Annotated in this window: 18 protein-coding genes; 10 read left to right on the top strand and 8 right to left on the bottom strand. The window is 71.0% G+C overall.

Annotated elements, in window-relative coordinates:
• Position 1: 1 nt before the first annotated feature.
• The 3 genes from OG381_RS40600 to OG381_RS40610 are packed head-to-tail and all read right to left on the bottom strand — an operon-like array spanning position 2 to position 3,259.
• Positions 2–1,051, bottom strand: a complete 1,050-nt coding sequence (locus OG381_RS40600; protein WP_443061977.1) for a TolB-like translocation protein — start codon at positions 1,049–1,051, stop codon at positions 2–4.
• A 23-nt stretch (positions 1,052–1,074) separates the two neighbouring features.
• Positions 1,075–2,379 carry an MFS transporter gene (locus OG381_RS40605; RefSeq protein ID WP_327720961.1) on the bottom strand — a complete coding sequence of 435 codons (1,305 nt, stop codon included), beginning with the start codon at positions 2,377–2,379 and terminating at the stop codon, positions 1,075–1,077.
• A 25-nt stretch (positions 2,380–2,404) separates the two neighbouring features.
• On the bottom strand, positions 2,405–3,259 hold the full coding sequence (locus OG381_RS40610; RefSeq protein WP_327720962.1) for a glycosyltransferase: 855 nt from the start codon (positions 3,257–3,259) through the stop codon (positions 2,405–2,407).
• 254 nt (positions 3,260–3,513) lie between these two features.
• Between OG381_RS40610 and OG381_RS40615 the strand changes: the two genes are divergently transcribed.
• The 8 genes from OG381_RS40615 (at position 3,514) to OG381_RS40650 (ending at position 14,792) form a co-directional block, all read left to right on the top strand.
• A complete protein-coding gene (locus OG381_RS40615) occupies positions 3,514–4,953 on the top strand; it encodes an exopolysaccharide biosynthesis polyprenyl glycosylphosphotransferase (protein WP_327720963.1) in 1,440 nt (479 codons plus the stop codon).
• Between the two features lie 23 nt (positions 4,954–4,976).
• A complete protein-coding gene (locus OG381_RS40620; protein WP_327720964.1) occupies positions 4,977–6,032 on the top strand; it encodes a Gfo/Idh/MocA family protein in 1,056 nt (351 codons plus the stop codon).
• A 48-nt stretch (positions 6,033–6,080) separates the two neighbouring features.
• Positions 6,081–7,061: an SDR family NAD(P)-dependent oxidoreductase gene (locus OG381_RS40625; protein WP_327722688.1), complete on the top strand. Its 981-nt coding sequence runs from the start codon at positions 6,081–6,083 to the stop codon at positions 7,059–7,061.
• Positions 7,058–8,197 carry a DegT/DnrJ/EryC1/StrS family aminotransferase gene (locus OG381_RS40630; protein ID WP_327720965.1) on the top strand — a complete coding sequence of 380 codons (1,140 nt, stop codon included), beginning with the start codon at positions 7,058–7,060 and terminating at the stop codon, positions 8,195–8,197. Before OG381_RS40625 ends, OG381_RS40630 begins: the two co-directional genes overlap by 4 nt.
• The gene (locus tag OG381_RS40635) at positions 8,194–8,895 is read left to right on the top strand and encodes an acetyltransferase (protein ID WP_327720966.1); all 702 of its coding nucleotides are present in this window, start codon (positions 8,194–8,196) and stop codon (positions 8,893–8,895) included. Before OG381_RS40630 ends, OG381_RS40635 begins: the two co-directional genes overlap by 4 nt.
• A 1-nt stretch (position 8,896) precedes the next feature.
• Positions 8,897–10,015 carry a DegT/DnrJ/EryC1/StrS family aminotransferase gene (locus OG381_RS40640; protein ID WP_327720967.1) on the top strand — a complete coding sequence of 373 codons (1,119 nt, stop codon included), beginning with the start codon at positions 8,897–8,899 and terminating at the stop codon, positions 10,013–10,015.
• Positions 10,016–10,083: 68 nt separating this feature from the next.
• Positions 10,084–13,689 carry a DUF4082 domain-containing protein gene (locus OG381_RS40645; protein ID WP_327720968.1) on the top strand — a complete coding sequence of 1,202 codons (3,606 nt, stop codon included), beginning with the start codon at positions 10,084–10,086 and terminating at the stop codon, positions 13,687–13,689.
• A gap of 56 nt (positions 13,690–13,745) precedes the next feature.
• On the top strand, positions 13,746–14,792 hold the full coding sequence (locus OG381_RS40650) for a glycosyltransferase family 2 protein (protein ID WP_327720969.1): 1,047 nt from the start codon (positions 13,746–13,748) through the stop codon (positions 14,790–14,792).
• Between the two features lie 56 nt (positions 14,793–14,848).
• Here the strand turns inward: OG381_RS40650 and OG381_RS40655 are convergent, their stop codons facing one another.
• A complete protein-coding gene (locus OG381_RS40655; protein ID WP_327720970.1) occupies positions 14,849–15,520 on the bottom strand; it encodes a hypothetical protein in 672 nt (223 codons plus the stop codon).
• 77 nt (positions 15,521–15,597) lie between these two features.
• Between OG381_RS40655 and OG381_RS40660 the strand changes: the two genes are divergently transcribed.
• Positions 15,598–17,631 (top strand): O-antigen ligase family protein, encoded by a 2,034-nt coding sequence (locus tag OG381_RS40660; protein ID WP_327720971.1) that lies wholly within the window; start codon positions 15,598–15,600, stop codon positions 17,629–17,631.
• Positions 17,628–18,527, top strand: coding sequence for a glycosyltransferase family 2 protein (locus OG381_RS40665; protein ID WP_327720972.1), 900 nt, complete (start codon positions 17,628–17,630; stop codon positions 18,525–18,527). The genes OG381_RS40660 and OG381_RS40665 overlap by 4 nt, the downstream gene beginning before the upstream one ends.
• Positions 18,528–18,622: 95 nt before the next feature.
• Here OG381_RS40665 and OG381_RS40670 read toward each other — a convergent pair whose 3' ends face one another.
• The 4 genes from OG381_RS40670 to OG381_RS40685 are packed head-to-tail and all read right to left on the bottom strand — an operon-like array spanning position 18,623 to position 22,261.
• Entirely contained in the window at positions 18,623–19,606 is a 984-nt protein-coding gene (locus tag OG381_RS40670; RefSeq protein ID WP_327720973.1) for a class I SAM-dependent methyltransferase, read from the bottom strand.
• On the bottom strand, positions 19,606–20,277 hold the full coding sequence (locus OG381_RS40675) for a class I SAM-dependent methyltransferase (protein ID WP_327720974.1): 672 nt from the start codon (positions 20,275–20,277) through the stop codon (positions 19,606–19,608). The genes OG381_RS40670 and OG381_RS40675 overlap by 1 nt, the downstream gene beginning before the upstream one ends.
• A 53-nt stretch (positions 20,278–20,330) precedes the next feature.
• Complete coding sequence (locus tag OG381_RS40680) at positions 20,331–21,140, bottom strand: glycosyltransferase family 2 protein (RefSeq protein WP_327720975.1); 810 nt, start codon at positions 21,138–21,140, stop codon at positions 20,331–20,333.
• Entirely contained in the window at positions 21,137–22,261 is a 1,125-nt protein-coding gene (locus OG381_RS40685) for a hypothetical protein (RefSeq protein ID WP_327720976.1), read from the bottom strand. The genes OG381_RS40680 and OG381_RS40685 overlap by 4 nt, the downstream gene beginning before the upstream one ends.
• Positions 22,262–22,266 lie beyond the last annotated feature (5 nt).

Genomic DNA, 22,266 nt, shown 5'->3' on the forward strand with positions numbered 1-22,266 from the left:
GCTAGAGCGGCGCCGGGGAGGAAGCACCGGCGATCAGCAGACGGGGCGTGCCCGTGCCGTTCGCGGGCACGCTCCACAGGTCGCTGGCGCCGACCTTGCCCTCGGCGGGCAGCGCGTAGGCGACCGTCTCGTCGTCCAGCCAGGTGGCCTGGTCGTCGACGCTGTGGCGTTCGGCCAGGGGAGTCTCCTTCAGGGTGCGCAGATCGAGGACGTATTCGCGCCAGAGATCCGTCCGCGACAGCACCCGCTTCTTGAAGGCGACCCGGGTCCCGTCGGGGGACAGGGACGGGCACTCCACGTTCTCGATCAGGGTGGTCACCGTCTGCCGGGAGAGCGAACCGCGGACCAGGTACGTCTTGTTGTCCGTGTTCAGGGTGGCGTAGAAGGTGTCGTCGTCGGCGGCGAAGGTGACACCCCAGTAGTTGACGTCCGCCGCCTTGTAGGACCTGCCGTCCAGATCGATGGCGAACGTCTCCAGGCTGGGGGTCAGCTTCATGGTGCGGGTGTCCAGGACCGAGGTCCTGGTGGAGAAGAACGCGGACGCGTAGGACTCGCCCGAGACGAAGACGGTCCAGGCGACGAAGCGGCCGCTGGGGGAGACCCGGGCCCGGCTGGGGGTGCCCGCGAGCGAGTAGGTGTGCCGGGTGCGCAGGTCGGAGTCCAGGAGCAGGGCCCGGTTGTTCTGCTTGAGGACGCCGGTGTCGGACTGGAGGCACACGCCCGTGCCGGCGGCCGCGTAGAAGCGCGCGCACTTCAGGTCCGAGGCGGTCCGCCCGCTCCCCGGCTCGGTGGACGGGACCGAGGCGACCGCGGTGCGGTGCGGGCCGGCGGCGGCGTTGACGAACATCAGCCGGTCCTTCTGGCCGAGCGTCACCTTGCCCCCGCTGACGGCGGGGCCGCCCGCCTGCGGCCGGTTCGCCCGGTCCGCTCGGTCGGCGGCGCGCAGGACCATGCCGGTGCCCAGCCCCGCGAGCAGCAGCACCGCCGTGACGAGGACGATCAGTCGGCGGCGCAGCGGTGTCATCTGGTTCCTCTTCGGTTCAGTCGTCATCGGGTCCCGCCTCGCCGTGGTCGTCATCCGGTGCCGTCCTTCGGCCTCAGCACCATGCCCGCGACGACCGCGCAGCACAGCAGCCCGACCGCGGAACCCGCCAGCGCCGGGCCGTAGCCCCACACCGTCCAGGCGGCGCCGAACCCCAGCGAGCAGCAGAACCGGGCCAGCGCCTGACTCGTGCCGACGATGGCGAGACCGCTGGCGCGCAGATGCTCGGGCACCGTGGCGGACAGGGCGGCGGGCAGCACCCCGTCGGTGGCGGCGTAGAACACGCCGTGCAGGGCGAGGACGAGGAAGGGCAGGGCGGGTGTGGCCGGGGCCCACAGCAGCAGCGCGTAGGCGGTGAGCAGGGCCATGTGCCCGGCGAGGAACACGGTGTGCCGTCCGATCCGGTCGGCCAGCGCGCCGAAGGGCACGGCCAGCAGCAGGAAGACGACGGCGGTGCCCAGCGGCAGCAGCGGGAACCACTCCTCGGCGAGGCCCGCGCGCCGTTGCAGGAGCAGGTAGACGAACGCGTCGCTGACGGTGGTCAGTCCGAGCAGCGCGGCACAGCCGGCGAGGGCCCGCAGCCGAGGCAGCCGGAGCAGGGCGAGCGCCTCACGGACGCGGACGGGCGGCCTGCCCTGCGGCGCGCCCGCCGCATCGGTCGGAGCATCGTGGAGTGTGCCTGCCCCGTCGGGCACCGTGTCCTGCCGTCTGCCCGGCACGAACAGCACCAGGACGACCACGCCGAGCACGGCCACGCACGCGCTCACCCCGAACACGGCGTCGTAGCCGTCGGCCGCCGCGTTGAGGATGAGGAACGCCGCCAGCGGGCCGAGCATCGCGCCGGTGGTGTCCATCGCCCGGTGGATGCCGAAGGCCCGGCCCTGGCGGTCGGACGGGGTGGACAGGGAGATCATCGCGTCGCGCGGGGCGGTGCGCAGGCCCTTGCCGGTGCGGTCCAGGGCGAGGACCGTGCCGAGCGCGCCGATGCTGCTCGTGAGCAGCAGCAGCGGTTTGCACAGCGCGGACAGGCCGTATCCGAGCCCGGCGATCAGCTTGTGGTTGCGGGCGCGGTCGGCGAGGTGACCGCCGGTGAGCTGGACCAGCGCGCTGACGCCGTTGTAGACACCGTCGAGGGCGCCGAATCCCAGGGGACTGAAACCGAGCGTGGTCACCAGGTAGAGCGGCAGGACGGCGGTGACCATCTCCGAGGAGATGTCGGTGATCAGGCTGACCGTGCCCAGCACGAGCACGACCGGGGCGACCTTGGGCCGCAGGCCGCGTCTTCGGCCCCGCTCGGTGTCCGCCCCGGCGGGTGCGGAGCGGTCGGTGAGATACATGTCCAGGACTCCAGGTGCGCTGCGTTCAGTTCTGCCGGCTGCTCTCGTCCCGCAGCCAGGTGCCGAAGTCCTGGGCCCTGACGGCCTTCTGGGCCTTGCGCCGGGCGACGACCGCCGCGGCGACGAAGACCACGACGGCAGGGAGGAGCTTCGGCTCCGCGCGGAGCAGGGCGATGAGATCCGCCTTGCTCGTGCGGGCGGTGGCCTCCTCCGGTCCCCGGTGCTGCTCGACCTGGGTGGTGGAGACCGCGGCCCGGATCCGCCGATTGATCAGATCCGGCCAGGTACGCGGCGGGTGGACGACGACCTCGGCCGCGCCGACCACGAGCCGCTCCGCGGGGGCGAACGCCAGGGACGCGGCCAGGTCGTCGGCCATCAGCGGCGGCAGCGCGGCGATCCGGGCATGTCCGGCCTTGGAGACCGCGATGACGCCCCGGCCGAACAACCCCTCGCGCACGACCGGCAGTCGCTGCCACACCCGGTAGTAGGCACGCACCCGCCAGGCACAGCCGTCCAGGGGAATCCGCCGTGCGGGCGCGGTGGCGAGGATGCCCGAGACGCCGTCGTCCAGGGGTTCCGTCAGCGCCCGTACGTCGGCTCCCGTGATCACGACGTCGGCGTCCACGTAGACGCGGGGGAAGCCGCGCGCGTGATCGTCACCGGCCCGCAGGGCGGCGTGCTTGGACGGGGTGGGGATCTCGACCACCCGCACACGGGGGCCGCGGGCGGCGGCGATCCGCGCCGTGTCGTCCGTGCAGCCATTGCATACGACCACGATGTCGTTTTCGTCCTCGCGGGATTCGGAATCGGCCAGAAGTGAATCCAGTAGCCGGGCGATGACTTGCGCTTCGTTGTGGGCCGGGATCACGATGCTCGTCACCTGGGCAGTATGCAGTCGATGTCACTAATGCGAAGTGTGTTTCGTCCAACTGTTCCCGTGGCTGTGTCCGGTGGTCTAGATTGAGGGCCGCCGAGACGGTTTGGGTGGGGAATGCGAGGCCGCGAGGCACAGGCCAACATGTAGGGGACATGCGGCGGTTGGGGAACCGCTGAGGCTTCTTTCTTTCATCTGCCGGTGTGCCGGGGGCACATCGGCGTTCGGTCAGCAGTAACCGCGCACGTGGTGGGGGGCGCATGACCATTGAGGTCACGCATGAGCAACTGGATGTGGAACGCAGGACTCCACAAGGCCGCCGAAGACCTTGGGAAAAGAAGTACCGGATAGTTCTGCTGGTCGCCGACGGCCTCGCGGCCGTCGTCGCGGCCCTGGTGATCCACGCGGTGTACGGCCGCTGGGCGGTGGCCCTGGTGCTGCCCCCGGTATGGCTCGCGGCCATGGCGGCCCACCGGTCCTACGACCGCAGGGCCCTGGGACTGGGGACCGAGGAGTACCGCCGCGTGCTCCGGGGCGCAGTCGCACTGCCGGCGCTGGCCGCCGTCGCGCACTGGACGTTCACGCGCGACCCGGGCCTCTTCCATGACATGACCATGGCCGCAGTGCCGGCCGCCGCCCTCGCCCTGCTGGTCCGGTACACGCTGCGCCGCCGGCTGCACCGGCGATGGGCCCGGGAGCGGGGCGGGAGCGCGACGCTCCTCGTCGGTCCGTCGCGCGGCATCGTGGAACTGGTCGCCGTGCTGCGGCGCGGCGGGGTCCAGGAACTCCAGGCCGCCGGCGTGTGTCTGAGCGACCCGCAGAACGCGGCGGAGATCCGCAGACTGGGGCTCCCGGTCCTCGGCGGCGTCGACACCATGGACGACGTCATCCGGGCCCTGGGCATCGGCACCGTCGTGGTGCTGCCCGCGCCCGAGTACGACGCCTCCGTCCTGCGCCGCATCTCCTGGACGGCCGCCGTGCAGGGCGTCGACTTCCTGCTGGCCCCCGTACTGGCCGACGTCTCCGCCGCCCGGCTGACCGTACGGCCCACCAACGGGGTGCCCCTGATGCGGATCCAGGCGCCGAAACTCTCCCGCGTCTCCCGGCTGCCCAAGGAACTCCTGGACCGCGCGCTCGCGGCGCTGCTCCTGCTCCTCCTCGCCCTGCCCATGCTGGCGATCGCCCTGATCGTCCGGCTGGACAGCTCCGGCCCCGCACTCTTCCGACAACAGCGGGTGGGCCGGTTCGGCGACCACTTCACCATGTTCAAGTTCCGCACGATGCGGCCCGACTCGGAGGCCCTGCGGGCCGAGTTGGAACACCTCAACCAGAACAGCGACGGCCTGCTGTTCAAGGTGAAGGAGGACCCGCGGATCACCCGGGTCGGTTCCTTCCTGCGCCGCACCTCGCTCGACGAACTGCCGCAGCTGCTCAATGTGATCGGCGGCCACATGTCGCTGGTCGGCCCCCGCCCGTCCCTGCCCGAGGAGGTGGAGGAGTACCCGTCGGAGGTCAAGCGGCGGCTGCTCGTGAAACCCGGCCTCACCGGGCTGTGGCAGGTCAGCGGCCGCTCCGACCTGCCCTGGGACGAGGCGGTCCGGCTCGATCTCGGATACGTGGACAACTGGTCGATGGGCCTGGACCTGTCGATCCTGGCGCGCACCGGCTCCGCGGTGGTGCGCGGAACGGGGGCCTACTGATGGACCGGAAGAAGAGGAACCAAGTGACCGAGACCGCGGAGCCGTTGGGAGTCGCAGTCGTCGGGGCCGGCTACTGGGGTCCCAACCTTGTCCGTAACTTCCAGGCCAGCGAACGCTTCAGGCTGCGCTGGCTGTGCGACCTCGACGTGGAGCGGGCCCAGCGGGTCCTCGGCGGCTACTCGACGGTGCAGCCCACCGCGGACTACGCGGCCGTCCTTGCCGACCCCTCCGTCGACGCCATCGCCGTGGCCACACCCGCCGGCACCCACCTCGACATCGCCCTGGCCGCCCTGCGCGCCGGAAAGCACGTCCTCGTGGAGAAGCCCCTCGCGGCGACCTACGCCGACGGGCTGCGCCTGGTGACCGAGGCGGAGGAGCGCGGGCTCACCCTGATGTGCGACCACACCTACTGCTACACACCCGCGGTGGGCCGCATCCGGGAACTGGTCCGCTCCGGCGAACTCGGCGAGATCCACTTCGTCGACTCGGTCCGGATCAACCTGGGCCTCGTGCAGAAGGACATCGACGTCCTGTGGGACCTGGCCCCGCACGACCTGTCGATCCTGGACTTCATCCTCCCCGACACCGTCGTGCCGGTCGCCGTCGCCGCCCACGGGGCCGACCCGATCGGCGCCGGACAGGCCTGCGTGGCCTATCTGACGCTCACGCTCAGCACGGGTGCCATCGCCCACGTGCACGTCAACTGGCTGTCGCCGACCAAGGTGCGGACCACCATGGTGGGCGGCTCCAAGCGCACCCTCGTGTGGGACGACCTCAACCCGGCCCAGCGCGTGGCGATCTTCGACCGGGGCGTGGACCTGGCCTCGCCCCAGGAGATCGGCGTGGACGAACGCCGGGACATGCTCATCTCGTACCGCTCCGGCGACATGGTCGCCCCCGCCATCGGCGAGAAGGAGGCGCTGCGCAGCATGGTCGACGAGTTCGGCGACGCGATCCGGCAGCGCCGGGCGCCGCTGACCGACGGCCGGGCCGGCCTCAGGGTGCTGGACATCCTCGAAGCGGCCTCCCGCAGCCTGGAGTTCCGCGGTGCGGTCGTCGGCCTGCGTACCGGCCACTGACCGTTCGCACGCATGGAGACATTCCTTGAGAAGTCCGGTGAGAGGGAAGTGCAGTTGAGCAGCGTACGAGGCAAGAAGATCCTGGTCACCGGGGGAGCGGGCACCATCGGCTCCAACCTCGTCGACCTCCTGGCCGAAGGCGGCGCCCGCGAGATCGTGGTGCTGGACAACTTCGTGCGCGGACGGCGGGCCAACCTCGCCCAGGCCCTTCCCAGCGGTGTCGTGGAGGTCGTCGAGGGCGACATCCGGGACATCGACACCGTGAAGAAGGTCACCGAGGGCGCCGACCTGGTGTTCCACCTCGCCGCGATCCGCATCACCCAGTGCGCGGAGGAGCCCCGGCTCGCCAACGAGGTGCTGGTCGACGGCACGTTCAACGTCCTGGAGGCGGCGGCCGCGGCCGGCGTCACCAAGGTCGTCGCCTCGTCGTCGGCGTCCGTCTACGGCATGGCCGAGACCTTCCCGACGACCGAGCGCCACCACGCGTACAACAACGACACGTTCTACGGCGCGGCCAAGGCCTTCAACGAGGGCATGCTGCGCAGCTTCCACGCCATGTACGGCCTGGACTACGTGGCGCTGCGCTACTTCAACGTCTACGGCCCGCGGATGGACATCCACGGCCTCTACACCGAGGTGCTCATCCGCTGGATGGAGCGCATCGAGTCGGGCGAGCCACCGCTGATCCTCGGCGACGGCACCCAGACCATGGACTTCGTCGACGTCCGCGACATCGCCAGAGCCAATGTGCTCGCCGCCGAGTCGGATCTCACCGACGAGGTGTTCAACGTCGCGTCCGGTACGGAGACCTCGCTGCGCGAACTCGCCGACGGGCTGCTGGAGGCGATGGGAGCGTCCGGTCTGGAGCCGGTGCACGGGCCCGCCCGCGCCGTCAACGGGGTGAGCCGGCGCCTCGCGGACACCTCGCGGGCCGCCGAGCGGCTCGGGTTCACGGCGCAGATCGATCTGCGGACGGGACTCAAGGACCTGGTGGCGTGGTGGCGCGCGGAGCGGGAGGCGGCCAAGTGAGCACCGACCGCATCCCCGTGATGATCCCCTGGCTCGGCGAGGAGGAGGCCAAGGCGGCCTCCGACGCGGTGCTGTCCGGATGGGTCGCCCAGGGCCCCCGGGTCGCCGCGTTCGAGCGGGCCTTCGCGGAGCGGGTGGGCGCCGAGCACGCCGTCGCGGTCAGCTCGTGCACCACCGCCCTGCACCTGGCGCTCGTCGCCCTCGGCCTCGGCCCGGGCGACGAGGTCGTGGTGCCCTCGCTGTCGTTCATCGCCACCGCCAACGCCGTACGGTACGTCGGCGCCGAGCCGGTGTTCGCGGACGTCGACCTGGCCACCGGCAACCTCACCCCGGCCACCGTCGACGCGGTCCGCACCCCTCGTACCAAGGCCGTCCTCGCCGTCCACCAGGGCGGCGTACCCGCCGACGTGCACAGCCTGCGCGCCGCCTGCGCCGACTGGGACCTGCCCCTCGTGGAGGACGCGGCCTGCGCCATCGGCTCCACCGTCGGCGGCAAGCCCGTCGGACACGGCGCGCTGATCGCCGCGTGGTCCTTCCACCCCCGCAAGCTCGTCACCACCGGTGAGGGCGGCATGGTCACCACCGACGACGCCGAGTGGGCGGCACGGCTGCGCCGGCTGCGCGAGCACGGCATGAACGCCTCCGCGGCGGACCGCCATGCGAGCAACAAACCCGTCCTGGAGAGCTACCTCGAGGTCGGCTACAACTACCGGATGACGGACGTCCAGGCCGCGATCGGTCTGGTCCAGCTCGGCAAGCTCGACGCGATGATCGCGCGCCGCCGCGAACTGGCGGCCCGCTACGACGAGTTGCTGCGGGACGTCACCGGCCTCACCCCGGTGCGCGACCCCGCGCACGGGCAGAGCAACTTCCAGTCCTACTGGGTGCTGCTGGACGGGGAGTTCCCCGTCGGCCGGGACGACCTGCTCGCCGCGCTCGCCGCGGCCGGTGTCTCCGCCCGGCGCGGGATCATGGCCTCGCACCTCGAACCCGCCTACGCGGGCCACCCCGGCGCACCGCTGCCGGTCACCGAGCGGATCACCCGGGACTCGCTGATCCTGCCGCTGTTCCACACGATGACCGAGGCCCAGCAGGACCGCGTCGTGGCGGCCCTGCGGGAGCAGGCCCGTAGATGAACGAACTGGTGATCATCGGCGCGGGCGGCTTCGCCCGGGAGACCGCACAGGCCGTACACGACGCGGGCGAACTCAAGCTGCTCGGACACCTCGACGACAATCCCGCCCTGCACGGCACGGAGGTCGACGGTGTCCCCGTCCTCGGCGACTGCGACCTGGTCCACGGTCTGCCCGGGGCCCGCGTGGTGATCTGTGTGGGCAACCCCCGGGACTACGCGGCCCGCGCCCGGCTGGTGCGCCGGCTCGGCCTGCCCGCGGACCGCTACGCCACCGTGGTCCATCCCACGGCGGTGGTGTCGGCGACCTCCGAGGTCGGCCCCGGCTCGGTCCTGCTCGCGCACTGCGTCCTGACCGCCGCCGTCAGGGTGGGCGCGCAGGTAGCGGTGATGCCGCACGTGGTCCTCACCCATGACGACGTGGTCGACGACCACGTCACGCTCACCTCCGGCGTCCGCCTGGGCGGGGGCGTCCGGCTGGAGCGCGGCGCCTATGTGGGTTCCGGGGCGCTGGTCAGGGAGGGCACGACGGTCGGTGCCTGGTCCCAGATCGGGATGGGGAGCAACGTGCTCGGCGACGTTCCGCCGGGCGAGGTCTGGGTGGGGAGCCCGGCCCGACGACTGCGCGCGGCCGGGGCGCCCGCGCTCGACGAACTGCGACGCGGGCAGGGCTCGCGCCACGAACAGTGGGGGGACCACTGACATGAACCAGATTCCGCTGGTCGACCTCAAGGCGGCCCACGAGGACGTCGCCGACGAGGTACGGGCCGGATTCGAACGGGTCCTGGCCAACACCGCGTTCATCGGCGGCGACGAGGTCCGCGGCTTCGAGCGCGAGTACGCCGACTTCGGCTCGGTCGCGCACTGCGTGGGTGTCGCCAACGGCACCGACGCCCTCGAACTCGCCCTGCGCGTCAGCGGGGTAGGGCCCGGCGACGAGGTCGTCGTCCCCGCCAACACCTTCATCGCCACCGCCGGTGCGGTGGCCAGAACAGGCGCGACGCCGGTCCTCGCGGACTGCCTGCCCGACACCTATCTGCTCGACCCCCAGGCGGCACTGGACGCGGTCGGCCCGGCCACCCGTGCGGTGGTACCCGTGCACCTCTACGGTCAGATGGCCGACGTGACGGCCCTGTCCGACCGACTCCCCGGCCATGTACGGATCGTGGAGGACGCCGCCCAGTGCCAGGGTGCCACCCGCGACGGCCGGTCACCGGGCAGCGGCCTGATCGCGGCGACCAGCTTCTACCCGGGCAAGAACCTCGGCGCCTACGGCGACGCGGGCGCGGTGCTGACCGACGACGGCGAACAGGCCGACCTGGTGCGGGCGATCGCGAACCACGGCGGCGTCGCCAAGTACCGCCACGACGTCCCGGGGTTCAACAGCCGGCTGGACGGGCTCCAGGCCGTCGTCCTGCGGGCGAAGCTCGCCCGGCTGGCGGACGGCAACGCCGCCCGACGGGCGGCCGCGGCCCGCTACGACACGCTCCTCGCCGACCTGGCGGCCGCCGGCCGGGTCGTGCTCCCGACGACGGACACGGGCAACGTCCACGTCTGGCACCTGTACGTCGTCCAGGTCGCCGGCGCCGACCGCGACGACATCGTCGGCAAGCTCAACGCCGAGGGCATCGGTGCCGGAGTGCACTATCCCGCCCCGGTCCACCTCACACCGGCGTACCGCCATCTCGGCCACGCCCGGGGCGACTTCCCGCACGCCGAACAGACGGCGGACCGGATCCTGTCGCTTCCGCTCCACCCGCACCTCACCGCCGACCAGCAGCAACGCGTCGTGGACACCCTCGCCCACGCCCTGCGCGGCTGACCGGCCCCTCAACACGCTCCACCCCCACGTCACGGGGCGCTCCTGCACAGCACCGCTGAGAGGTACACATGAACAGATGGGGCAGACGGCTCCGGGGCGGGCGCCTCGCCGTCGCAGCAGCATTGATATGGGCGGTGCTCCCGCAGGCCGTATCCGCCCAGGCGGCGGTGTCCGATCCCTGCGGTACGGGGTCGAACGCTGTCGTGTGCGAGAACTCCAAGGCGGGCAGCCCGATGTCCGACTGGTACTCGCCCAACTCCTACGGTGACATCAAGGGGTTCACCACCAAGGAGAGCGTCCAGGCGGGTGACACCGTCCAGTTCAAGATCCAGTCGCCGGTCACCTACCGCGTGGAGATCTACCGACTGGGCTGGTACGGCGGTGACGGGGCGCGCCTGATGTCGACCACGGCGCAGGCGGCCGTCACCTACCCGGCCAACTACACCAACAAGCCCGCCAGTTGCACCACCAAGGCGAGCACCGGCCTGGTCGACTGCGGCAACTGGCCCGTGACCGTGAACTGGACCGTGCCCAGCGACGCCGTGTCCGGCCTGTACATCGCGAACCTGGCACAGACCGACGGCGACGGCCTGATGCCGTACCCGTTCGTCGTCCGCAAGGACTCCAGCACCTCCGACATCGTCGTGCAGACCAGCGACCAGACCTGGCAGGCGTACAACGACTACGGCGGCCAGGACCTCTACGGAGGCGCCGGACCGGCACCGGACGGCCGTGCCTACGAGGTCAGTTACAACCGGCCGCTGGACATCGGCGGTGACAACGGCATCTACGGCTCCGAGTTCATGATGCTGGCGTGGCTGGAACGCAACGGCTACGACGTCAGCTATCTCTCCGGCGTGGACGTGTCGACCCGTGGTGACACCCTGCTGAAGAACCACGACGTGTATCTGTCCTCGGGCCACGACGAGTACTGGACACAGAGCCAGTACAACAACGTCCTGGCGGCCCGGAAGGCCGGTGTGCGGCAGGGCTACTTCAGCGGCAACGAGGTCTTCTGGAAGACGCGACTCGCCCCGAGCATCGACGGCACCAGCACCTCGAACCGCACCCTGACCTGCTACAAGATGACGAAGATGGTCCAGGGCAACGGCATCGCCGACCCCAGCGGTCAGTGGACCGGCACCTGGATGGACCCGACCAGCACCCAGTACGGCATGGACTACCAGCCGCCGAACATCCTCACCGGCTCCATGTTCACCGTGAACGGCTACCGCGCCGACGCGATCACGGTCCCCGGCTCGTACGGCAAGAACCGGCTGTGGCGCAACACCTCCATCGCGAACCTCACCTCCAGCCAGACCGCCACGTTCCCGGCGGGCACCCTCGGCTACGAGTGGGACAGCGACATCGTCAACAGCACCAGGCCCGCCGGCGCGATCCATCTGTCGTCCACGACGGTGGACATCGACGACGGCAAGTACCGCCTCGACTGGGGCAACATGTACGGCAACGGGACGGCGACGCACAATCTCGTCGAGTTCCGCGACCAGGACTCCGGGGCCCTGGTGTTCGGGGCGGGCACCGTGCAGTGGTCGTGGGGCCTGACCAACCTGCCGGCGTACGACCCCGACGACGTCGTGGTCACCGAGGACGTCCGCATGCAGCAGGCGACCGTGAACGTCCTCGCCGACATGGGCGTCCAGCCGAAGAGCCTGCAGAGCAACCTCACCGCCACCACCGCCTCCACCGACACCACCGGCCCGGCCATCACGGTCACCGCCCCGGCCTCCGGGGCCACCGTCCCGGCGCTGAAGCCGGTCACCGTCAAGGGCACCGCCACCGACTCCGGCGGGGGCGTGGTGGCCCGTGTCGAGGTGTCCACGGACGGCGGAACCACCTGGAACGCCGCCACCGGCCTCGCGTCCTGGACCTACAGCTGGACGCCGACGACACCGGGCAGCGCGTCCGTCAAGGTCCGCGCGGTGGACGACAGCGTCAACATCGGCGCCGTCACCACCATCCCGCTGACCGTCGGCCCCCAGGCCTGCCCCTGCACCATCTGGCCGGCCACGGCCGTCCCCGGCACCCTCAACGCGGGTGACGCCGGTCCGCTCGAACTCGGCGTCAAGATCCGTACCACGGTGGCCGGTTCGATCACCGGTGTCCGCTTCTACAAGTCGCCCGCCAACACCGGCACCCACACCGGCAGCCTGTGGAGCGCCTCCGGCACCCGCCTGGCCACCGGCACCTTCACCAACGAGACGGCCTCCGGCTGGCAGCAGCTGAACTTCTCCACCCCGGTGACCGTCAAGGCCAACACCACCTACGTCGCCTCGTACTTCGCCCCCAACGGCGGCTACTCCTACGACGGCGGCTACTTCTCGAACAACTCCGCGGGGCTCGCCCCGCTCACGGCCCTGAAGTCCGGCACCGACGGCGGTAACGGCGTCTACCGCTACAGCTCCACCAGCGCCTTCCCGTCCTCGGCGTCCTCGGGCAGCAACTACTGGGTGGACGTGGTGCTGGACACCGCGACGGCCAGTACGACCCCGCCCGCCGTCACCTCGACGTCCCCGACCTCGGGAGCCACCGGCGCGTCGATCACCACACCGGTGTCGGCCGTCTTCGACCACGCCATCGACGGCGACACGCTCACGTTCACGGTGAAGGACCCGAACGGCAACACCGTGCCGGGCGCCAAGACGCTGCCCGCGTCGAACAAGGCGACCTTCACCCCGTCGACGGAGCTGGAGCTGCACACCACGTACACCGCCTCCGTCCAGGCGGAGGACCTGTGGGGCAACGCCATGGGGGCCCCGGTGACATGGACGTTCACCACCAGCTCCTCCCCGCCCGCGGTCACCTGCCCCTGCACGCTGTGGAACTCCGCCACGGTGCCGGCCAGGACCGCCGTCACCGACGACCCCAACTCCCTCGAACTGGGCACCCGTTTCCAGTCCTCGGCGAGCGGCTGGGTCACCGGCGTCACCTTCTACAAGGGCGCGACCAACACCGGCACCCACACGGGCAGCCTCTGGTCCACCGACGGCACGCTCCTCGCCTCCGGGACCTTCACCAGCGAGTCCGCCTCCGGCTGGCAGACGATGACCTTCGCCACCCCGGTGGCGATCAGCGCGGACACCGCGTACGTCGTCTCCTACCACGCACCGAACGGCAACTACGCGGTGGACGGCGGCTACTTCGCGTCGGCCCACAAGTCGTATCCGCTGACCGCCACCGCCGACATCAGCACGGCCCACAACGGGCTCTACCGGTACGGCAGTGACGTGGCCTTCCCCAACGGTTCCTACGGATCCGCGAACTACTGGGTCGGGCCGCTCTTCACCGCCGAGAACCCGTCCGCGTCACTGACGTCGGGCACCACGTCGGAGGAGACCGCCTCCTCGCTGGCGCGCACGGCCGACGCGGCGCACCCGCTCGTCACGACGCTGCCCAGCTCGACGAAGGTCGGGTCGGTGAAGGCGACGGTGACCATCCTGCCGGGCGCCAAGGCCGCGGTCGCCCGCAAGCTCCACGTCAAGGCCGTCCTCGACTACGACCGGGCCACCCACAAGGTGTCCGTCCATCTGTCCACCCCGCTGCCGGACGGCACGCGGTTCACGATCACCGTCACCGCCAAGGACAAGAAGCACCACACGGTGAAGTCCCGTGACTGGACCCTGACCAGCAAGACCGTCCGCAAGAAGCACTAGTGCGCACCGGTGCCGGTCTCCACGGAGGCCGGCACCGGGGATTGGCCACATCACCGATGTCCACCGTCAGTGTCGTGATCCCCTGCTACAAGTACGGCGACTTCCTCGCCGACTGCGTCAGCAGCGTCCTGGACGAGCAGGACGGCGTCGACGTCCGGGTCCTCATCATCGACGACGCCTCACCCGACGACTCGGCGGAGACCGCGCGCAAGCTGGCGGCCTCCGACCCGCGGATCGAGGTCCTCGTACACGAGACCAACAAGGGCCACATCGCCACCTACAACGAGGGCCTCCTCGAGTGGGCCGACGGTGACTACGTCGCACTCCTCTCCGCCGACGACCGCCTGGTCCCCGGCGCCCTGGTACGCGCCGCCGGACTCCTCGACGCCCATCCGGAGGCGGGGTTCGCCTACGGCCGTCCCCTGCGCTTCCAGCACGGCGGCCCGCTGCCCAAGGCCCGCACCGGCGGCACCGGTTCGGTCGTCTACCCCGGGCACTGGTGGCTGGAGCGCCGCTTCCGCGAAGGCACCGGCTGCATCACCTCGCCCGAGGTCGTCGTCCGCACCAGCCTCCAGCGCGAGGTGGGCGGCTACGACCCCGCGCTCCCGCACGCCGGCGACATCGAGATGTGGATGCGGCTCGCGGCCCGCGCCGACGTCGGCTACGTACGCGGCGCCGACCAGGCCTACTACCGCGTCCACGGCAACAACATGTCCACCACCGACTTCGGCGGTCAGCTCGACGACCTGCGCCAGCGACTGGTGGCCTACGACTCCGTGCTCGACAAGTGCTTCGACCTGCTGCCGCAGGCCGACCGGCTGGCCGGCGCCGTGCACACCCGCCTCGCCCGCTTCGCCCTGCGCCGGGCCTACCGTGCCTACGACCGGGGCCGCACCGACGTCGTCCCGGTCGACGAACTCGTGGACTTCGCGCGGGAGTGCCTGCCGGGCTACGCGCGGCTGCCCGAGTACCGCGCGCTGCGCCTCAGACAGCGGATCGGGGCGAAGACGATGCCGTATCTGCAACCGCTGGTGTGGTCGGCCGTGGCCGAGCGGGGGCGGGAGTGGCTGTGGTGGGAGTCCTGGAAGCGCCGCGGCATCTGATGACCACGCCCGACCCGAGGGCCGCGACCGGCCGCCCCGGCCCACCGCGCGGCAACTCAGCCCGCCACCGGAACCCCGCCCACCTGGGGCAGCGGTTCCGGGGAAGCCTCCTGCCTGCTCCTGCGACGCAGCGCGTACCGGTCGAACCACAGCGCGCCGAGGACCGCGGCGAGCCCGCCCAGCAGCGCCGTACCGGCCAGCGCACGGCTCTTGGTGCCCTGGACCTGCGCGGCGCTCGGGGCGACCAGGACCGACGCGTTGATCCGCGCCTCCGGCGCGATCCCCTGCGCCTCCTGGATGTCCGCCACATGCCCGGCGTAGACGCCGATGATCCGGCGGACCGCGCTGTCGGCCGCGGCGGGATCGCCCCCGCGCGCCTGCACCTGGACCGAGGGGATCAGATAGCGGGGCGTCGCGCTGGTGCCGCTGTTGCGCGGGATCAGCTGATAGGTGCCGTGCACGCCGGCGGAGGCCAACTCCTTGCGCCCGCCGGGCGATTCGAGCTGCTGGATGACGCCGTACGAGAGCGTGGCCAGCGGCGGTTGCAGATTCGTCAGCTGGTTCGGCTGGTTGCCCGTCGCCGGCGGCTTGAGGACGACCACCGCCGAACTCAGGTACTCCGGGGTCGGGCGGAGCACCGGATAGGCTCCGGCGGCCGTCAGCAGGAGCCCGAGCAACAGCACGTACCAGCGGCGGAGCAGCGCTTCGGCGACGTCACGGGGCGACACAGGGTTTCCTTCCGTCGGCCTCGATCCTCGCAGGCGTTGGGGCGAGCCGCTACCGAATCACACCGGGGAGAGTTCTCATGAGCCTGGGCGACATCTGGGCGATCATGTGCAGGCGCTGGTACTTCATGGTGCCCCTCACCCTGCTCAGCCTGTTCGCGGGCGGCTATCTGTACCGGACCGTTCCGGTCTCCTACCAGTCGCAGAGCTCCGTCACCCTGCTGGACTCCACGGCGGTCGCCGAGTTGGCGCCGACCTTCGGCAATCCCATTTCGAACGCAGGCGGTTCACTGGTCGTGACGGCCGACGTGCTGATCAGGACGCTCCAGTCGAGCGACTCGGCCAAGGAACTGCACTCCCGGGGCGTCACGGACCGGTACACGGTCGGATTCGCGCCGGCCGCCGACAGCCCGCTGCTCACCCTGAGTGTCACCGGAACCGACCGGGAGAAGGTGCTCCAGGAGACCACCACCCTCACCAAGTTCACCGGGGAGCAGCTGAAGGCCCTGCAGGCCGCGTCCAAGGTGCCCACCGGGTACCTCGTGCAGGCCGCGCCGGTCGTGCTGCCGCAGACCCCGGTCTCGCAGCCGAAAGCCCGGTACCAGAACATCGCGTCGGTCGTCATCGTCGGCGTCGTCAGCGCGTTCCTGCTGGCCATCCTGGCCGAAGGCGTCGCGGTGGTCCGCCGCCGGGGACGGGCCCGGGAGGGATACGTCCCCCGGCGCCATCGCGCCAAGCCCCCGGAGCGGGCGCCCAAGGGCCTGCTGACACGGAGGCTGGACGCCACGACGATCCTCACCGGCTATCTGGCGCTCGCCTTCTTCGTCCCGTCGAACCTCACCCTGCCCGCGCTCGGCGGCGTCGGCACCCCGGCCAACGTCTTCGCCCTGCTGGGACTCCTCTGGTATCTCGCGACATGGCTCGGCGGCCGTATCCGTCCGGCCGAGGGCACCAGACTGCCGCGCGTGGCGATGTGCCTGCTCGCCGTGGCGGTGCTGCTGTCCTACATCGCCGACGCGACCCGCAGCAGCACGCACGAGGAGGTCCTCGGGGCCGACCGCGGACTCATCGGACTCGGGGTCTGGGTGGCGCTGGTGGTGCTGGCGTCGGCCGGCATCCAGGACCGCGGCCGGCTGGAGACCCTGATGCGCCGGCTCGTCGTCCTGGGCACGGTGGTCGCCCTCATCGGCTACTACGACTTCTTCGCCGCGACCAACATCGCCGACTCCATCCACATCCCCGGCCTCCAGTCGAGCACCGCGGGGATCAGCGCCATGGACCGCGGCTCCTTCACCCGGCCGCGCTCGACCACAGCCCATCCGCTGGAGTTCGGCGGGATGCTGGCCATCCTCGTTCCCTTCGCCGTCCACCAGGCGTTCGACCCGGTCCGCCGGCACGCCGGCGCGCTGCGCCGCTGGGCCCCGGTGGCGATCATGGCGGGCGCGCTGCCGCTGACGGTGTCCAGGACGTCCATCATCGGCGCGCTCATCGTGATCCTGGTGATGGTGCCCCGCTGGAAGCCGCAGCGGCGCTGGGCCGCCATCGCCATCATCGTGGGGTCGGTGGCGGGCTTCAAGGTGATCATTCCGGGGCTGATCGGCACCATCACCAACCTGTTCGCGAGCTTCCTGTCCGGCTCCGACAGCAGCACCCAGGCACGCACCGTGAAGTACAGCGCGATCGTCCCCTACCTCGACGAACACCCCTGGTTCGGCCGGGGATTCGGGACTTTCACGCCCGACCTGTACTTCTTCACGGACAACCAGTACATGCTGACCCTGGCCGAGATGGGCATCGTCGGGCTGGTCGCGCTGCTCGCCCTGTTCATCACCGGCATCCACACCGGCGGCACCATCCGCCGCCTGGCCCGCACCGACTCCGACCGCGAACTCGGGCAGGCGTTTCTCGCCTCGGCGCTGGTCGCGCTGGTCATCAGCGCCACGTTCGACGCGCTCAGCTTCCCCATGTACGCCGGGATGTTCTTCCTCACCCTGGGGGCCGGCGGCAGCTACCTCGGCTTCATCCGCCGCGAGGCCGCCGCGGCGGCGGCCGAGGTCCCCGCACCCCGTAAGCCGTCCCAAGCCCAGCTCCCTGAACTCGTGGAGTCCCGATGAGCCCCGTCGCCGTCATCGTCGTCACCTGGAACAGCGCCGCGGTGCTCCCCGGGTTCCTCGCCGCCCTTCCCGAGGGCATGGCCGGCCTCGACTGGAGGCTGGTCGTCGCCGACAACGACTCCGCCGACGACACCGTCGCCGTTCTGCGGAAGCTGGCGCCGGACACCACGATCGTCCAGACCGGCCGCAACGCCGGGTACGCGGCCGGGATCAACGCGGCGCTGGGCGCGGCCGGCGCATACGGGGACGTGCTGATCTGCAACCCCGACATCCGGATGCGGCAGGGCTGCGCCAAACGCCTCGTCGACAACCTCGGCGACGGGGTGGGGATCGCCGTACCCCTTCTCTACGAGGAGGGCAGCGACACGCCCCACCGCTCACTGCGCCGCGAGTCCACCGTGCTCCGGGCTCTCGGCGAGGCCGTGATCGGCAACACCCGGGCCGGACGCTTCCCGGCCCTGAGCGAACTCGTCACCGACCCGGCCGCGTACCGGCACCCCACCCGCGCGGACTGGGCGACCGGCGCGCTCATGGCGATATCGGCGGACTGCCTGACCGCGTGCGGCCCGTGGGACGAGTCCTTCTTCCTCTACTCGGAGGAGACCGAGTACTGCCTGCGAGCGCGGGACAGGGGTTACGCCACCCAACTGGACCCGACAGCCGAGGCAGTACACCTGGGCGGCGACTCCCAGGTGTCCCCCCGCCTGTGGACCCTCCTCACCCTCAACCGGGTCCGCCTGTACGGGAAGCGCCACGGCCCCCTGGCCACGACCGCCTTCCGCACAGCGGTCCTGCTCCGCGAAACCTCACGCGCAGCCCTCGGCCGCAAGGCGAGCCGAGCGGCAGCGGCAGCCTTGGCCAGACCAGGCACCTTGAGCAAGACACCGGGTCCATAGTGACGAACCTCGCCCAGTCTCCCTAGGGGCGCGGGGAACGGCGCGACCAGCCACGACGGCGCAGCAGCCGACAGTCGACATGCCCCGGCACCCCCTTAGTCCACCCGACGCGGCCGACACACCATGGCCACGAAATCGTGCCCCACATCAGCAAGCGCCGCATCCTCCGCAGCGAAACACCGCTCCAGCAACGCCAACGTCTCCGGCTCCTGATCCCGGAAGTTGTGCGCGATCCCCGAGAACGCGATGTGCAACACCGTCCCCCCGTACGGCCGTTCCTCGACGACATCGAACTCGCGCCGCAACCCCGGCAACAACGTCGCCGCGTCGACCGCCTCGGAAGGATCGTCCAGCACCATCGACAGCCTGCTCGGCCGCACCACCCGCCGCTTGATCCGCCCGTCGGCCAGTCGCCGCCGCTCCTCGGGGAGCTGAGCCAACAGATCGTTCGCGGCCTCCAGTTGGGCGTCGGTCCACTGGAACCGGGTGGGCCCCACGAACTCGTCGACGACGAACGTCCCCTCGGGCTCGATCAGCCGGGACAGCCGCGGCAGCGTCTCGTCGAGGTTGTCGAAGTGGTGCAGCGACTGCAGGCCCAGCAGCACGTCGAAGCGTTCCCCGTCGGCGGCCATTCGGTTGACGTCGGTGACCCGGAAACGCAGGACGTCGGAGAGGCCCTCCTCGGCGGCGGCCCGGGTGGCGAAGTCGATCCGCTGCTGCGCCACGTCCACGCCCTCCAGGAGGGAGAACGCGCCGGTCTTCGCCCAGAGCAGCTCGTTGCCGCCGGTGCCGCACCCGAGGGACAGGCCGCGCAGATCGGTACGCGGCGCGAAGTGCTTGGCGGCCACGTACTGGGGGAAGGACGTCTCCGCGTCGCCGGTCATCAGCAGGTTCCACCGCTTGATGACCGCCGGTATCGCCCACCACTCGGTGAGCGACGGGTCGACCTGGGACCAGTGCTGGACCACGCGCGCGCCGCCGCGCACCCGGAGTTTGGCCAGCACCGGGTCCAGGTCCAGCTTCCGCACCTTGCGCAGCAGCCGGTCCGCGTCATGCCTGTTGATGAGGTTGTTCAGCATCAGCGCTCCGTCCGTACGGCGATGAGCGATTTCGGGGCACCGAGGATCCGCTCGCTGAGGAGCGCCGAGCCGGGGAACAGGTAGCGCATCTCGGTGCGGGTCAGCAGCTCGATGTTGATCACCGCGTTCATCGCCGACTCCGGGCTGTCGGGGCGGCTGTGCACCAGCGGCCAGCGCCGTACGAGGCGGGCTCTGGCGGCCAGCGGCAGGAACTGGAAGCCGGGTGCCACGAAGTGCGGCTCGACGGGGAAGTAGCGGTAGGGGGTCTGGATCCAGTGCAGCGGGGCCAGTTGCTCTACGGCGGCGACGAACTTCTGCCGCTGGCTGTGGCCGCCCACGTGCTCGATGGTCGAGTTGGAGAAGACCAGGTCGTAGCCGCCCTTGGCGCTCAGTTCGGCGGCGACCCGCGGGTCGGTGACGTCGGCGACCTCGGTGGTGATCCAGTCGGGCACCTCGGCGGGATGCTCCTCCAGGTTGATCAGGTGGACGTGCTTGGCGCGCAGCGGTGCGCGCAGCCACATGTCGGCCGTGCCGCCCAGGTCCACGACGCTCATGTTCTCGATGCCGGGGAAGCAGCGTCGGAACCGCTCCCAGCGGGCGACGCGCATGCGTTCGCCCAGGGAGCCGGGCGCGTCGACGAACTTGTTTCTGAGGGCCCGGGATCGGGGCATCGGATCAACCACCTGTGGTCGGAGCGGAGGGACTGCGGAGAAGGGCGCGCGCTTCAACTGGGCTGTCGCCACTGCGTGTAGAAGCTGGCCGGGTTCATCAGGTATCGGACGGTGGGGTGCGGCACATGGCGCACCCGGTGCCGGCGGCCGTACCGGCGGATCAGCTCCCAGTCCTCGCGGGGCAGCACCTCCGGTGTGCGGCGCAGCCGGCTGAAGTGGAGGGAGCGATTGCGGCGGGCGACGAAGGCGTTGGTGTCCAGGAATGCCTCGCGGGCGGCGCGGCGCCGGTCGTAGGGCACCGACAGGACGTCGTTCTCGGTGCCGTCGGGCAGGACGCGGCGCAGTGCCGTGTAGACGCCGTCGGGTCCGGCGGGGGAGTCCAGGACCGCCAACGCGCGTTCCAGGTGGTCGGGTTCCCACAGGTTGTCGTCGTCCAGGAACGCCACGTACCGGGAGCGGGTGAGGCGGATGCCCACGTTGCGCACGACGCCGGCCACGGCGGTGTTGTGTGCCAGCGAGACGGCGAACAGCCGTGGGTCGCCCGGGAGTTCGGGCAGTCCCGCGCCGTCGTCGACGACGATGACGACCTGGTCGCGAACGGTCTGGTCGAGGGCCGAGCGGACCGCGGCGCGCAGTGCCTCGGGGCGTCGGTGGGTGGCGATGACGGTGGCGACCAGCGCCGAGGGCGGTGCCGGGAGGGTGGCGGCCAGCCGTCGGGTCTCGGCGTCCTCGATCCGGCGCAGCCGCACCGCGGAAGGGGCCAGCAGGATCTTGTTCCTGGTCTCGAAGAGCACCAGCCAGCCGAACACCGCCTTCAGCAGTGTCCAGGGCGCCCGCGCGACCCGGCGCACGAGGGCGCTCACGCGGCGGGCTCCGGCTTGACCAGGCGGCCGTCGGAGAGCCGGTTGTTGCGCCACACGTTTCCGGCGCCGCCGTGGTTCCAGTGCGCGACCACGCCGTATCCGCCGGACGCGGGGTGGTACTCGGTCGAGAAGATGTTGTCGGTGACCTTGATCCCGGTGGCGCCCGTGGAACCGCCGTACAGGGCGTACGCGCCGCCGGCGATCCAGTTGTCGTCGACGGTGACGTTGCGGACCACCCCGGTGTCCGCGAACAGGCCGATGCTTCCCGAGGCGCCCTGCTTGAGGCTGGTCTCGTTGAGCAGGGTGTTGTGGCGGATGGTCAGATGGCCGGTGTTGCCGCCGCCGCTGATCACCGTGTTGGTGTGCTGCCACTCGCCGCCCAGATTGACGAACGGCTCGATGTCGTGCACGTAGTTGTCGTGCAGGTTGCCCTGTCCCATGGAGAGGGCGTCGCCGAACACCGAGACGTCGCACCAGCCGACCTCGATGGAGCTGCCGCCCATGTTGGACACCGCGTAGTCCACGCCGCCGTTGTCCGGCCCCTTGCCGGGGACGGCCGTGATCTCCGTGTGCAGGACCTTCAGGCCGCTGAAGCCGGGGCGCAGGTTGATGCCCCACCAGCTGTCCGAGGTGATCCTGGAGTCGATGACGGTGACGTTGTTCGCGTAGATGTCGAGGGAGCCGGTGATGTCCTGGCCCCGGATGACGAGCCCGTCGGTACGGATCGCCCAGTACCCGGTCTTCTTGGGTTTGAGGGCGATCCGCGGACCGGTGGTGTCGGCGTCGGGGAAGCCGCAGGCGCCGGGTGAGGCGCAGCCGACCCGGGCCGCGGGGGCGCCGGACGTGCCGCCGGGGCTCGCGCTCGCGGTGGGTTTCTTCGTCGGGGAGGGCGAGGGGGACGGCGAGGCGGCGGGGCGGTCGGTCGCTTTGCCGACCGCGGTCGACGCGGCGGGGCCGGGCGACGCCGGGGACCCGCTCGTACGACAGGTCGGCCCGTCCCCCGGGCACTTCGACGACGCGGCGCGGTCCGAGCCCGAGCCCGAGCAGGCCGCGCACAAGACGGCCACCAGGGCCGCGAACAGCAGTCCTGTGAGCGAGTTACGGCTTGTGCGCCGTGACATCGGGT

It is taken from the genome of Streptomyces sp. NBC_00490 (genome assembly GCF_036013645.1).
Taxonomy (GTDB): Bacteria; Actinomycetota; Actinomycetes; order Streptomycetales; family Streptomycetaceae; genus Streptomyces; species Streptomyces canus_F.